A 12364-nucleotide genomic window follows, 5' to 3' on the forward strand; every position below is an offset into this window, starting at 1 on the left:
CCGCCACTTAGCCACAAAATGGCGGCTGAACCCCGCGTTGGCTTGCGCCAACACGGGTGACTGACTTGCCTCAGGCGTCGGCCTGATTTTCCTGTTCAGACACCGGCGCAGCTTCATCGAAATGTGGCTGTGGCTGGTTGGTCAGTTTGGAAAGGATACTCGCCAAGGTCTGGCGCATTTCCGGGCGACGCACGATCATGTCGATCGCGCCTTTCTCAATCAGGAACTCACTGCGCTGGAAGCCCGGCGGCAGCTTTTCACGTACGGTCTGTTCGATAACGCGTGGACCGGCAAAGCCGATCAGCGCCTTCGGCTCAGCGATGTTGATATCGCCCAGCATTGCCAGACTGGCGGAAACGCCACCCATGGTCGGGTCAGTCAGTACTGAAATGTACGGCAGACCACGCTCCTGCAGTTTCGCCAGCGCAGCGCTGGTCTTCGCCATCTGCATCAGCGACATCAGCGCTTCCTGCATACGGGCACCGCCACTGGCTGAGAAACACACCAGCGGACAGTTATCTTCCAGCGCCTGCTCAACAGCACGCACAAAGCGCGCACCGACTACAGACGACATGGAACCGCCGATAAAGGCAAATTCAAACGACGCGGCGACAATAGGCATGCCATATAACGTGCCTTTCATCACGACCAACGCATCTTTTTCACCGGTTGCTTTCTGTGCGGCAACCAGACGATCTTTGTATTTCTTGGAATCCTTGAACTTCAGAACATCTTTCGGTTCCAGTTCGCTACCCAGCTCCACTTCACTGCCTTCATCCAGCAGAGTATGCAGACGCATACGCGCAGTCATGCGCATGTGGTGGTCGCATTTTGGGCACACTTCCAGATTACGCTCCAGCTCGGCGCGGTAGAGAACCTGACCGCAGCTATCGCATTTGGTCCAAACCCCTTCAGGAATGCTCGCCTTACGGGTTTGGGTAATATTGCTCTTGTTAAGAATTCGTTCAATCCAGCTCATCGATGACCTTTCTGTTTGAACCTGGCAGACGCCAGTCCGCAGTTCATGCTTTAACAATCCCCCCGTAAACAGACCCAATGAAAAAGTGCCCGAGTAAAACGCGACAAGCGCGCGACAGAGGCACTGATTTCAAGGTTGTTCACAGGAACAGACCATAAATGTCGCTCATTAAACCATATCGGCCCGGCACTGTGGACAAAAAACTGGTCGAACCGACAGGTTAAGCGATGTTTTTACTGTTTTTGCTGGCGGGCAGCCGCGCGCTTATGGCGCCAAATTTCAATGATGCCCGGCAGAATTGAAACAATGATGATAGCCACGATCAACAGTTTCAGGTTTTCCTGCACGATCGGCAAATCGCCGAAGAGATAACCAGCATAGGTGAACAGCAGCACCCAAACCAGCGCACCAATCACGTTGTAAGCCGCAAAATGGCGATAGGACATATGCCCCATTCCGGCAACGAACGGCGCAAATGTGCGCACGATCGGTACAAAACGCGCCAAAATAATCGTCTTCCCGCCATGCTTCTCATAAAACTGATGCGTTTTATCCAGGTAACTGCGACGGAAGATTTTCGAATTCGGGTTGCTGAAAAGCTTTTCTCCGAATAGCCGTCCAATAGTGTAGTTCACCGCATCCCCAAGTATCGCCGCACCTATCATCAGCGCGACCATAGTGTGTACATTCAGATCATTGGTCGGCAACGCCGCCAACGCCCCCGCAACGAACAACAGAGAATCCCCTGGCAAGAACGGCGTCACCACCAGCCCGGTTTCGCAAAACAGAATCAGGAACAAAATACCGTACACCCACATACCGTATTGCGCCACCAGCTCAGCCAGATGCACGTCAATATGCAGAATAAAATCAATCACAAACTTGATGATGTCCATAGGTTCTCTCTTTTACCGGGTGTCTCACCCACTCGGCAGGTACACAAGGGAACAACGCGTCAGGCGCGCCGGCGTTTAATCGTCGGGTAAAAACAGTGGCCCCATCGGGGGCCGGGGTAGGGCAAAGTGCTCAGGGTAATCAACGCTAACCAGGTATAACCCTTCGGCCCGCGCCGTCGCCGCAGCCAGATTACGATCTTTCAGTGCCAGTAATTCGGCCATCCAATTCTCATCCTGATTGCCGCAGCCAATTTCCATCAGGCTACCGACAATATTGCGAACCATATGATGCACAAAGGCATTCGCCTTGATATCTACCACAATATACTCACCATAGCGCGTAACCTTAACGTGTTTTACGTTACGCCATGGCGTGCGTGACTGACATTGCACGGCGCGAAACGACGTAAAGTCGTTTTCGCCCAACAACGCCTGCGCCGCCCTCTCCATGCGCTCGGCATCCAGCGGGTGATAAAAATGCGTCATCCCCTGCTGCAATACCGCCGGACGATAACGGTGGTTATAAATAATGTAGCGGTAACGGCGTGCCGTAGCGCTGAAGCGTGCATGGAAATCTTCAGCAACGCCGGTCACCCAACGCACAGCAATATCCGGCGGCAGATGGGTATTTACCCCCATCGTCCAGGCGGCATCCTTACGCTGCGCGGTGGTTTCAAAATGCACCACCTGGCCGGTAGCATGCACCCCGGCATCGGTACGTCCAGCACACAGCACGTTGATCGGCGCATTGGCCACTTTACTCAACGCCTGTTCCAGACAGGCCTGTACACTGGCCACTTCCTGCTGACGCTGCCAGCCGTAATAACGGCTACCGTCATATTCAATCCCCAGCGCGATTTTCAAGGTCGGCTGGGTGGGCAAGACAACCTCGGACATCAGTACATCTGCTCCTGCACCAGACGTTCTGCGGTTTCGATCGCCATCAATGCGCCGCCAAAGCGTACGTTGTCAGCTACCGACCAGAACTGCAGGATTTCAGGAATGCCGTAGTCATTACGCAAGCAGCCAACGCTCAGCGCGTCGCTGCCGGAAGCTTCCGTCACCTGAGTCGGGTAATCGTCTTCTTCGCTCAGTTGGATATCATCCACCTGTTCCAGTTCGCTACGTGCTTCTTCCGCAGACATCGGGCGCAGGGCTTCCAGATGAACGACCTGTGCATGGCCATAGAACACCGGCGACTGCACGCAGCTCACGGAAATCGGTAACCCTTCGTCCTGCAGCACTTTACGCACCTGATCGACAATCAAACGTTCTTCACGCACGCTGCCCTGCTCGTCGGTCAGCAACGGCAACAGGTTGAATGCCAACTGCTTGGCGAAAACGCCAGGCTCAGCGGGAATTCCATTCAACAGGCGTGCACTTTGGCCCGCCAGATCGTCGACAGCCACTTTGCCGCGTGACGATACCGACATCAGGGTCGTCACGTGCAGGCGAGAAAGCCCGGCCTGTTCGGTCAGCGGTTTGATTGCGGTCAGCAGTTGGCTGACCATGCTGTCCGCCACGGCAACAATATTGCGGTTACGGTAATCGGCCAGCACCTGCGGGTTAACCCCAGGCACCACCAGTGGAACATCCGGCTCCAGCGCAAACAGGCCGCTGGTGTCGATCACCAGGCACCCCATATTGCCTGCTTCTTCCGCATAGCGAGCCGAGGCCTCAGTACCGGCAACAAAGAATGCTAACTGAGCTTGCGACCAGTCGAACTCTTCCGCTTTTTGCACCAGCACCGACTTGCCATTGAAGCGCACGGTCGCACCTGCACCACGTTCGCTGGCCAAAGGATAGAGTTCGCCCACCGGGAACTGGCGTTCCTGTAACAATTCCAGCAACGCTTCACCTACCGCGCCAGTGGCACCAAGTAGAGCGATATTCCAGCCGTCAGACATTGGGTTTCTCCAGAGTATTTATTCAAATGCAAATGGGCGGCTAATGCACCGCCCTGATAACAAAATTAGTCGCTGTGGCTTAAGAAAGCCTTACGCTATCAAAAAGCCCAGCGCGTTCAGCAGCTCCGCACTGGCGCTGTCATTGCACTGGACGCGCAATGAAGACCACTCGCGGCGCTCCTGATAATGCTTGCGCAGACGATCGAATTCACCCGGTTGCCCGGCCACTTTACGCAGCGGCGCATCGTCGCGGCGCACATCATACACCAAGTGCATCAATCGTTTTAATTTGCCTTCGTCCAGCGGCCCATTGAGTTGGATCTGGCTGAATTCGGGCACCGGCAACAGCGAGGCCAGCGCGATCTGCTGAGGCTGCCCCAGGTGGCGGCTGAAGGCTTCAAACACCTGCGTCGTGCCGCGTGCTTTGCCTTCCAGCGTATAGCCAGCGATATGTGCAGTACCTATGTCCACCCGCGCCAGCAGCGGCAGAGACAGTTCCGGTTCCGGCTCCCAAACGTCCAGTACCGTGCTGAGTTTTTTACCTTTTTCCAGCGCCTGCAACAGCGCAGCATTGTCCACCACCGGGCCGCGGCAAGCGTTAATCAAAATGCGGTTATCCGGCAACGCCGCCAACAGCTCCGCGCCCACCAAATGCAGCGAGTGATAAGGGCCGGATTTATTCAGTGGCGTGTGGAAGGTCAGGACATCGGCTTCTGCCACCAGTTTCTCCAGCGGCCAGAATTCCTCGCTATCGCCCCGTTCAGCACGCGGTGGATCGCACAATAACGTACGCACACCCAAGGCTTTCAAGCGGGCGTCCAGACGCGACCCTACATTGCCGACACCGATAATGCCGACGGTTTTATCGCGCAATTGAAAACCGTCGCGTTCTGCCAGCAGCATCAGTGCAGAGAACACATATTCCACCACGGCAATCGCATTACAGCCCGGAGCCGCAGAGAAACCGATACCTTGCTGTTGCAACCAGGCGTCATCTACATGGTCAGTGCCCGCGGTTGCGGTACCGACAAAACCAACGCGGGTGCCGGCCAGCAGCGCTTCATTCACTTTAGTGACCGAACGCACCATCAGCGCATCGGCATCTGCCAGCGCATCGCTCGGGATCGGGCGCCCAGGCACGGCCTGCACATTCCCTAAACGACTGAACAATTCAGTCGCATACGGCATATTTTCATCGACCAGGATTTTCACTTATTGCTCCGACGGTTTACGGCTATTTATACCCAAAATAATTGGCGTTGCATCGAGGTGGCAAGCGCAGCAATCCCCTGGGGCTTACTCAAGTAAGTGACGGGGGTGTGCTCGCAGCCAAACAGAGGCAACGTCAAGTATGAAGGGTTATCTGGGAAATAGTGTGCCACTGAATCAGGCCCGGCGAAAGCGCTCGGGTGTCGTGCCGGCGATTTGCTGAAACATGACGATAAACGCCGATGCCGAGCTATACCCCACGTCCAGCGCGACCTCCTGCACGGTTTTCCCCTGTTCCAACAGCGAAACGGCGTGCAAGAAGCGCAGCCGCTGGCGCCATTCGCTGAACGACATGCCCAGATCCTGCTGGCAACGTCGCGATAGCGTGCGCTCGGTGGTATAGACGCGGGCAGCCCAGGCGGCAAGTGAGGTATTGTCCGATGGGCAGTGCTCCAGGGCTTCCAGTACCGGTGCCAGGAACTTGTCTTCGGATGTGGGTAAATACGTTTGTTGCACCGGCGAAACATGCAATTGGTCGATCAGCGCACGACACAGGCGCAGATCCTGTTTGCTTTGCGGAATGTATTGTTTGCGGGCGTAGAAGTCTTCGGCAATGGCCCGAAAAATCGGGGTGACACTCACCAGACAAGGCGCCTCCGGCAGCCCGGCGCACAGCGGCAAGGCAATATCCACCATGCGGCACTGTGCCAAACGTTGGTTATAACAGGAGTGTTCAATTTCCGCCGGTGCCCACAGCACAAACTCCGGCGGAGCCAGAAAACGCTGGCCGCCGATGCGTAACACCATGACCCCAGCCTTTACCCACATCAATTGCCCCCAGCTATGACGGTGGGGCTGGAACTCCGTACGCGCATTGAATTCCTCGCAGCGGAATTGCACCGGACGCGGTGCAGGGATCAGCGCTTCGGGGAAATGACGGATTTCTGGCATGGTTTCGTCCCGTTACTTGTCTTGTTTAGGATAAATATTGTCTGGATATCATTATATATAATAAACCGGACACGCGTAAACTAGCCAGCATGTCAGTCGTTAATGAGAATAATTATCATGAATATGCTCTTCCCTTTGCTGGCGGTCTTGATTTGGTCAATCAATGCCGTGGTCAGCAAGCTCTCGGCCACCGCAATCGATCCGGCCGCCATTTCCTTCTATCGCTGGCTCCTGGCGCTCGTCACCCTGGCCCCCTTCGTGTTGCCTGGCGTAGTTCGTCACTGGTCGGCAATACGTGCCAACTGGTGGAAATTGATGATTCTCGGCATGCTTGGCATGGTGCTGTATCAGAGCCTGGCGTACTACGCAGCACACAGCGTGAGCGCACTGTTTATGGGCATCATTGTCTCGCTGATCCCATTACTGACCATTCTGATCAGCATTGTGCTGTTGCGCGTCGCGCCAACGGTGGGTATTGCTATCGGCAGCCTGTTGTCTTTGGGGGGCCTGATCTGGCTGGTCAGCGCCGGTAACCCGGCGGAATTGTTGCACCACGGTATCGGCAAAGGTGAATTGATGATGTTTGCGGCTACCGCCTCTTATGCGCTGTACGGCGTGCTGACCAAACGCTGGGCGATTGCTCTGCCAAACTGGCAGTCATTGTATGTACAGATACTGTTCGGCGTGGTGTTGTTGTTGCCGAATTTCCTGATGGCGCAAGACGTCGCGTTAACCCGTCAGAATATCCCCCTGGTCTTGTTCGCCGGCATCCCTGCGTCGATTATCGCGCCATACTTGTGGATCCACGGGGTTATGCGCTTGGGGGCCAATACGGCATCTATCTTTATGAATCTGGCACCGGTATTTACCGCCATCATTGCAGTGTTGTTCCTGCATGAACACCTGCACAGTTACCACCTGATCGGCGGCGGCATTACTCTGCTCGGCGTAATCCTGTCACAGCGCCTACGTACTCCGTTGGCGCGTAAAGCGAAACAAGCCGCAGAGTGCGAAAGCTAAGGTAACAGTTGAAAACGCACCCGCACCAGTAAGCCACCCAGTGTGGCCGAGGTTAACAACTCTGGGCGGGTGCCATGGTAACGGGTGATATCGCTCACCAGCGCCAACCCCAGCCCTGCGCCGGGTTGATCGCCCACGTTATCCAGCCGATGGAACGGCTGGAGCGCCTGCGCAGTGTCCTGTTGGGCAATGCCTGGGCCGCTGTCTTCAATTTCCAGTACCCCCTCCCCGCCCAATCTGTCCATGATGAGCCTTGCCGTTACCATGCCCTGATGCGGCGTATACTTCAGTGCGTTATCCAACAGGTTGGCGCACAGTTCCGTCAGCAGCAGCGCTTCTCCCCCCACCCAGCATACCGACTCTCCCTCATAGCCAAGATCGATACGTTTACTGCGCGCCTGTGGCAGACGCGAAAAACACGCATCTCGCAGCACCTGCGCCAGGTTCACCGGCTGCAACTTGCGATCGGCATCGTGTTCATGGGCTTTGAGCCTTGAGAGATAAAGCAGACGATCGGTCAACGCCACGGTGTTATCCAATGTGGCGCTCATCGCGACCAGACTTTCCCGCCACTGCTCCGGCTGATCGCTTGCCAGCGCAACCCCTACCTGCGTTTTCAGCACGGTTAACGGCGTCCGCAATTGATGTGAAGCATCGGCGCTAAAGCGCTCCTGACGTGCCACCATCACTCGCAACCGCTCGATATAACGGTTAAACGCCAGCAGTAGCGGCTGCATTTCCGACCAGGGCAACACCATTGGCAGCGGCGTTAATTCCCCCGGATCACGTCGCAACATGATGCCTGAAAGCTTGCGCATCGGTTTGAGCACCCGCTTGAGAAGACCAAAGGCCAGGATCATGGTCAACACGACCACGGTCCCCTGACTGAGTAGTGCAGAGAGCATCATCTGCCGCGCCAGATAGCGGCGTGACTCCAGCGTTTCAGCCACCAATATGGTTGCCATGCCCATCACGCCAGATTCGTTGATGGGTTGGTACAAGGCGGCAACGCGAATCGGGCGTCCGCGATACTCGGCATCATAAAAATGCACCAATGCGGGATACAAGCTTGAACGCAGAATATGGGGCGGCATCGGCGGCAAATCGTCATAGCCAGAAATGCTTCGGCCTTCTGGCGAGATCACCTCGTAGTAAAGTTGATCGTTCATGTTGCGCTCGAAACTGTCGAGCACGACATAGGGGACGTCCGCTTCCAAACGCCCATTACGCACCACCAGCCGCTCCGCCACGGTGCGCGCCGATGCCAGCAGCGTACGATCGTAAGCCAGCGTGGCGGCGTTCATTGCACTGAAATAGTGGGTATAAATCGAGATACTGCCCAACACCAGCAGGGGTAAGCCAAAGAACAATAACAGTTGGTAAAACAACGATTGCGGCGCGTTAAACCACCTCATTGCAAAGCTCCAGGCTGTAGCCCAGACCGCGCAGAGTGATAATTGCCACGTTGCTGCCCTGCAGCTTTTTCCGCAACCGGTGAACATAGAGTTCAATGCTCTCCGGGTTAGCCTCATCGGCCAAGGTAAATACCTGTTCGAACAACTGCTGTTTGGCAACCGGACGCCCACGGCGGTGAATCAATGCCGTCAGCACAGCCAGTTCACGCGGTGTCAGTTGCAGCGGCTTGTCGTCCAGTTGGAAATAGCCCTCATCGTGATAAGTCAGCGCACCGTATTGCAGCGCTTGCTGAGTGACACCGACGCTGCGGCGCAGCAACGCCCGAATGCGGGCTTCCAGCTCATCGAGTTCGAAGGGTTTCGTCAGATAGTCGTCGGCACCCAGATTCAGTCCCTTCACCCGATCGGCCACGTCGGTTCTGGCCGTCAACAGCAATACCGGCAAGTCCTGCCCACGTTTGCGCAATCGGGCCAGCAGTTCCAGACCATTCAGGCGCGGCAATGCCACGTCTAACACCACCAACGCGTAGGTTTCATTTAACAGCAAATGGTCGGCTGCCAACCCGTCTGGCGCAATATCGACGGCAAAGCCGACACCGGTCAGCGCCTTTTGCAACCAATGGGATAACTCAGGGTGGTCCTCAACCAATAACAGACGCATGCTTCCATTCCATTGATTTATCTATGCTCGCAGGCCGAATGCTGCGCTATCGCATCAGGATCCGGCGTCATACGAATTAACATGTTTATAACAGAAGGATGGCATGGAAGCCGCTGTGATAGAAGGGTTATGCCGGACCAGTTTTGGGAGCTGGAACACAATTGCGGCACTGAATAAACCCTGAACTGTCGACGAGGGCGGCTAACGTCGTGGTCGAGGTATTATTTTTCGCTGTCGGCGAGGGCAATATCAAATACCGGCTGTAATTTGGCAGGACTGAACGGGGGTGAAACCAGCACAGTGCGATTATTGGTGGAAAAAACAATATCAATGCCGGTGACACAGGCGGTCATCTGGCAAGCATACTTTTCGCCATTATCTTTGGAGAAGTGCAGTTCAAAAACACCGATATCCGGGCGCAGGCGCTTCAACCGGCAATGCCCCGAGGCCCCTGTCATCTCATCATAGGCCGTTGGTAGCATCTTGATTGCACTGACTTTGGCGCTGTCCCTGCCACCGAATAATTTCCCTAATGAAAACATATCAATCCCCCCATCATCATTTTATTTTTAATCATTTTATCTCAAGACAAAAAGGGTAAAACTGACATTACGCAGCCTTTAAGCCAAGTTTACAGGCTGTTCTTGCGCCCTGACATGTGTTAGCTCACAGGCAATCTGCTGTTTCAGCACGGGTGTTTTGCCCCCAACAGGAGATGCATATCACATCCCGAAAACTTTTTCGTCCGTTGAAAGGTAAATGAAAGGTTGTTGATTTAACAATCCAGCAACCCGTATCGGCGGGGATCCGCAACGACAGAAAAATACCTTGGGGAAAGCAATGAAAAAAATAATCACCCGCACTCTGACCGCTACCGCTCTGCTGTTGGCAGCCAATCAAGCCTTTGCCGTGGAAGCACCGAAACGTACCGAATGTATCGCCCCCGCCAAGCCCGGCGGCGGATTTGACCTCACTTGTAAGCTGATTCAGGTGTCCTTGCAGGAAACCCACGCTATCGATAAACCGATGCGCGTCACCTATATGCCCGGTGGTGTCGGCGCGGTCGCCTATAACGCCATCGTCGCCCAGCGGCCGGCAGAATTCGGCACGGTGGTTGCCTTTTCCGGTGGATCACTGCTGAACCTGTCACAAGGAAAATTCGGCCGTTATAACGTGGATGACGTGAAATGGCTGGCCGCTGTCGGCACCGACTACGGCATGATCGCCGTCCGCGCCGACTCGCCGTATAAAACGCTGAAAGACCTGATGGATGCCTTCAAAAAAGATCCAAACAGCGTGGTGTTCGGTGCCGGTGCTTCTATCGGGAGCCAGGACTGGATGAAAACGGCCCTGCTGGCACGTGAAGTGGGTATTGATCCCCATAAAATGCGCTACGTCGCGTTCGAAGGCGGCGGCGAGCCCGTGACCGCACTGCTCGGCAACCACATTCAGGCGGTATCAGGCGATCTGAGTGAAATGGTTCCCTACTTGCAGGGTGACAAAATTCGCGTACTGGCGGTCTATGCTGACCAACGTCTGCCTGGCCAGTTAGCGAATGTCCCCACCGCCAAAGAACAGGGCTTCAATCTGGTCTGGCCGATTATCCGCGGCTTCTACGTCGGCCCGAAGGTCAGCGAAGAGGAATACCAGTGGTGGCTCGATACCTTCCAGAAAATGATGACGACCGAAGAGTTCAAAAAGCAACGTGATCTGCGTGGCCTGTTCGAATTCAATCTGACCGGCAAAGAACTGGATGCCTACGTGAAAAACCAGGTCAATCAGTACCGCGAACAAGCCAAAGTTTTCGGCCTGGCCAAGTAACAGGGGGATACCATGAGCGATCGCATTTTCGCCGGTCTCTGGCTGCTGTTGTGCATTGGGGGGTTGTTTATCGGTTGGGGGATCCAGAGCGAATACAGCTACGAACCCCTGGGGCCGCGTCCCTTCCCTCTGGCCATTCTCAGCCTGATGGCACTGTGTGCTGCACTGCTGCTGCTGAACAAACCGCAGGCCGTTGAGTGGCCACATAACAAGGTGATGCAACGTCTGCTGGTACTGGTCATTACGTTGGTGCTGTATGCCTGGGGCTTCGAATGGCTGGGTTTTCCGCTGGCAACCGCGCTGCTGACCTTTAGCATTGGCCTGTTGTTCCAGGCCAGTCTACCGGCAGCTTTAGTGTCCGGCGCGTTCATGGGCGTAGCCTTGTATTACGCCTTTGACCGCTTACTTGATGTAACACTGCCACTCGGCGTTTGGCTGAGCTAACGGGGGCGACGATGGATACCTGGATGTACTTATCTCAAGGGTTCGAGGTGGCACTGGTGCCACAGAACCTGATTATCGCCCTGATCGGCTGCTTCGTCGGCACGATTGTCGGCTTGCTGCCGGGGCTGGGGCCAATCAACGGCGTGGCAATCCTGTTGCCACTGGCGTTTGCCCTTAAGCTGCCGGCCGAGTCTGCACTGATCCTGCTGGCAACGGTGTATATCGGCTGTGAATACGGTGGCCGCATCTCCTCAATACTGCTTAACGTCCCGGGTGACGCCGCAGCAATCATGACTGCATTGGACGGCTACCCCATGGCGCAGCAAGGCCGTGCCGGCGTGGCACTGTCGATCTCGGCGGTCAGCTCCTTTACCGGTTCACTCATTGCTATCGGCGGGATTATCCTGTTCGCTCCGCTGTTGGCGCGTTGGTCGCTGGCGTTCGGGCCGGCCGAATATTTTGCTCTGATGGTATTCGCTATTGCCTGTCTGGGTAGCATGATGAGTCAAAACCCACTGAAATCGTTGCTGGCGGCGCTGATTGGTCTGGGACTGGCAACGGTCGGGGTGGACGCTAACACAGGTGTTTACCGCTTCACCTTCGACAGCATCCACCTCTCCGACGGTGTGCAGTTCATTGTGGTCGTTATCGGTCTGTTCTCGGTCAGTGAAATTCTGTTGATGCTGGAAAGCACCAGCGGCGGACAAAAATTGGTGCGCAAAACCGGTCGGTTATTGTTCAACCGCAAAGAGGCCGCTCAGTGCGTGGGCCCTACATTGCGTTCTTCCGTGGTGGGGTTCTTTGTCGGCATCCTGCCGGGTGCCGGCGCCACGATTGCCAGCGCCCTCACCTACATGACCGAAAAGAAAATCAGCGGCAACAACGACACCTTCGGTAAAGGGGATATTCGCGGGGTTGCCGCGCCGGAAGCGGCCAACAACGCTTCAGCCTGTGGCTCATTCATCCCTATGTTAACGCTGGGTGTCCCTGGGTCTGGTACCACCGCAGTCATGATGGGCGCGCTGACGCTGTACAACATCACGCCAGGCCCGGCGATGTTC

13 protein-coding genes are annotated in these 12364 nt (G+C 55.5%); 4 read left to right on the forward strand and 9 right to left on the reverse strand.

The features are described 5' to 3' along the window. Positions 1-70 precede the first annotated feature (70 nt). The 6 genes from accD to AC2FCQ_RS06160 form a co-directional block, all read right to left on the reverse strand. A complete protein-coding gene (gene accD, locus AC2FCQ_RS06135) occupies positions 71-979 on the reverse strand; it encodes an acetyl-CoA carboxylase, carboxyltransferase subunit beta (RefSeq protein WP_012146046.1) in 909 nt (302 codons plus the stop codon). Between the two features lie 233 nt (positions 980-1212). Then, entirely contained in the window at positions 1213-1875 is a 663-nt protein-coding gene (locus AC2FCQ_RS06140) for a DedA family protein (RefSeq protein ID WP_020827873.1), read from the reverse strand. Positions 1876-1950: 75 nt separating this feature from the next. Continuing rightward, on the reverse strand, positions 1951-2772 hold the full coding sequence (gene truA / locus AC2FCQ_RS06145) for a tRNA pseudouridine(38-40) synthase TruA (protein ID WP_209638875.1): 822 nt from the start codon (positions 2770-2772) through the stop codon (positions 1951-1953). After that, positions 2772-3782 (reverse strand): aspartate-semialdehyde dehydrogenase, encoded by a 1011-nt coding sequence (locus AC2FCQ_RS06150; RefSeq protein ID WP_209638874.1) that lies wholly within the window; start codon positions 3780-3782, stop codon positions 2772-2774. Before AC2FCQ_RS06150 ends, truA begins: the two co-directional genes overlap by 1 nt. A gap of 90 nt (positions 3783-3872) precedes the next feature. Continuing rightward, positions 3873-4994, reverse strand: coding sequence for a 4-phosphoerythronate dehydrogenase PdxB (gene pdxB / locus AC2FCQ_RS06155; protein ID WP_490308476.1), 1122 nt, complete (start codon positions 4992-4994; stop codon positions 3873-3875). A gap of 174 nt (positions 4995-5168) precedes the next feature. After that, positions 5169-5942 (reverse strand): AraC family transcriptional regulator, encoded by a 774-nt coding sequence (locus AC2FCQ_RS06160; protein ID WP_209638870.1) that lies wholly within the window; start codon positions 5940-5942, stop codon positions 5169-5171. Between the two features lie 117 nt (positions 5943-6059). On the opposite strand from AC2FCQ_RS06160, the gene AC2FCQ_RS06165 reads away from it, so the two are divergent. Then, positions 6060-6962, forward strand: a complete 903-nt coding sequence (locus AC2FCQ_RS06165) for a DMT family transporter (RefSeq protein WP_490308477.1) — start codon at positions 6060-6062, stop codon at positions 6960-6962. On the opposite strand, the gene AC2FCQ_RS06170 is transcribed toward AC2FCQ_RS06165, so the two are convergent. The 3 genes from AC2FCQ_RS06170 to AC2FCQ_RS06180 form a co-directional block, all read right to left on the reverse strand. Further along, on the reverse strand, positions 6959-8377 hold the full coding sequence (locus AC2FCQ_RS06170; protein ID WP_265555633.1) for a sensor histidine kinase: 1419 nt from the start codon (positions 8375-8377) through the stop codon (positions 6959-6961). The two genes, AC2FCQ_RS06165 and AC2FCQ_RS06170, sit on opposite strands and share 4 nt — an antisense overlap. After that, positions 8364-9038, reverse strand: coding sequence for a transcriptional regulator TctD (gene tctD / locus AC2FCQ_RS06175; protein ID WP_209638864.1), 675 nt, complete (start codon positions 9036-9038; stop codon positions 8364-8366). Before tctD ends, AC2FCQ_RS06170 begins: the two co-directional genes overlap by 14 nt. A 221-nt stretch (positions 9039-9259) precedes the next feature. Continuing rightward, positions 9260-9580, reverse strand: coding sequence for a hypothetical protein (locus tag AC2FCQ_RS06180; RefSeq protein WP_265555630.1), 321 nt, complete (start codon positions 9578-9580; stop codon positions 9260-9262). Positions 9581-9878: 298 nt separating this feature from the next. Between AC2FCQ_RS06180 and AC2FCQ_RS06185 the strand changes: the two genes are divergently transcribed. The 3 genes from AC2FCQ_RS06185 to AC2FCQ_RS06195 all read left to right on the forward strand — a co-directional run. Beyond that, complete coding sequence (locus AC2FCQ_RS06185) at positions 9879-10859, forward strand: Bug family tripartite tricarboxylate transporter substrate binding protein (RefSeq protein WP_209638860.1); 981 nt, start codon at positions 9879-9881, stop codon at positions 10857-10859. Between the two features lie 12 nt (positions 10860-10871). Continuing rightward, positions 10872-11303 carry a tripartite tricarboxylate transporter TctB family protein gene (locus AC2FCQ_RS06190; RefSeq protein WP_209638858.1) on the forward strand — a complete coding sequence of 144 codons (432 nt, stop codon included), beginning with the start codon at positions 10872-10874 and terminating at the stop codon, positions 11301-11303. Positions 11304-11314: 11 nt separating this feature from the next. After that, the coding region (locus tag AC2FCQ_RS06195) for a tripartite tricarboxylate transporter permease (protein WP_490658446.1) at positions 11315-12364 on the forward strand (1050 nt) is incomplete at its 3' end.

It is taken from the genome of Serratia sp. CoH_134_PS_4, assembly GCF_058190535.1.

Bases quoted from the DNA above. Each gene is read 5' to 3' on its own strand.
- AC2FCQ_RS06140 (WP_020827873.1), bottom strand. From the start codon at position 1,875: ATGGACATCATCAAGTTTGTGATTGATTTTATTCTGCATATTGACGTG.
- AC2FCQ_RS06160 (WP_209638870.1), bottom strand. From the start codon at position 5,942: ATGCCAGAAATCCGTCATTTCCCCGAAGCGCTGATCCCTGCACCGCGT.
- truA (WP_209638875.1), bottom strand. From the start codon at position 2,772: ATGTCCGAGGTTGTCTTGCCCACCCAGCCGACCTTGAAAATCGCGCTG.
- AC2FCQ_RS06185 (WP_209638860.1), top strand. From the start codon at position 9,879: ATGAAAAAAATAATCACCCGCACTCTGACCGCTACCGCTCTGCTGTTG.
- AC2FCQ_RS06190 (WP_209638858.1), top strand. From the start codon at position 10,872: ATGAGCGATCGCATTTTCGCCGGTCTCTGGCTGCTGTTGTGCATTGGG.
- AC2FCQ_RS06170 (WP_265555633.1), bottom strand. From the start codon at position 8,377: ATGAGGTGGTTTAACGCGCCGCAATCGTTGTTTTACCAACTGTTATTG.
- AC2FCQ_RS06165 (WP_490308477.1), top strand. From the start codon at position 6,060: ATGAATATGCTCTTCCCTTTGCTGGCGGTCTTGATTTGGTCAATCAAT.
- AC2FCQ_RS06150 (WP_209638874.1), bottom strand. From the start codon at position 3,782: ATGTCTGACGGCTGGAATATCGCTCTACTTGGTGCCACTGGCGCGGTA.
- AC2FCQ_RS06180 (WP_265555630.1), bottom strand. From the start codon at position 9,580: ATGTTTTCATTAGGGAAATTATTCGGTGGCAGGGACAGCGCCAAAGTC.
- tctD (WP_209638864.1), bottom strand. From the start codon at position 9,038: ATGCGTCTGTTATTGGTTGAGGACCACCCTGAGTTATCCCATTGGTTG.
- accD (WP_012146046.1), bottom strand. From the start codon at position 979: ATGAGCTGGATTGAACGAATTCTTAACAAGAGCAATATTACCCAAACC.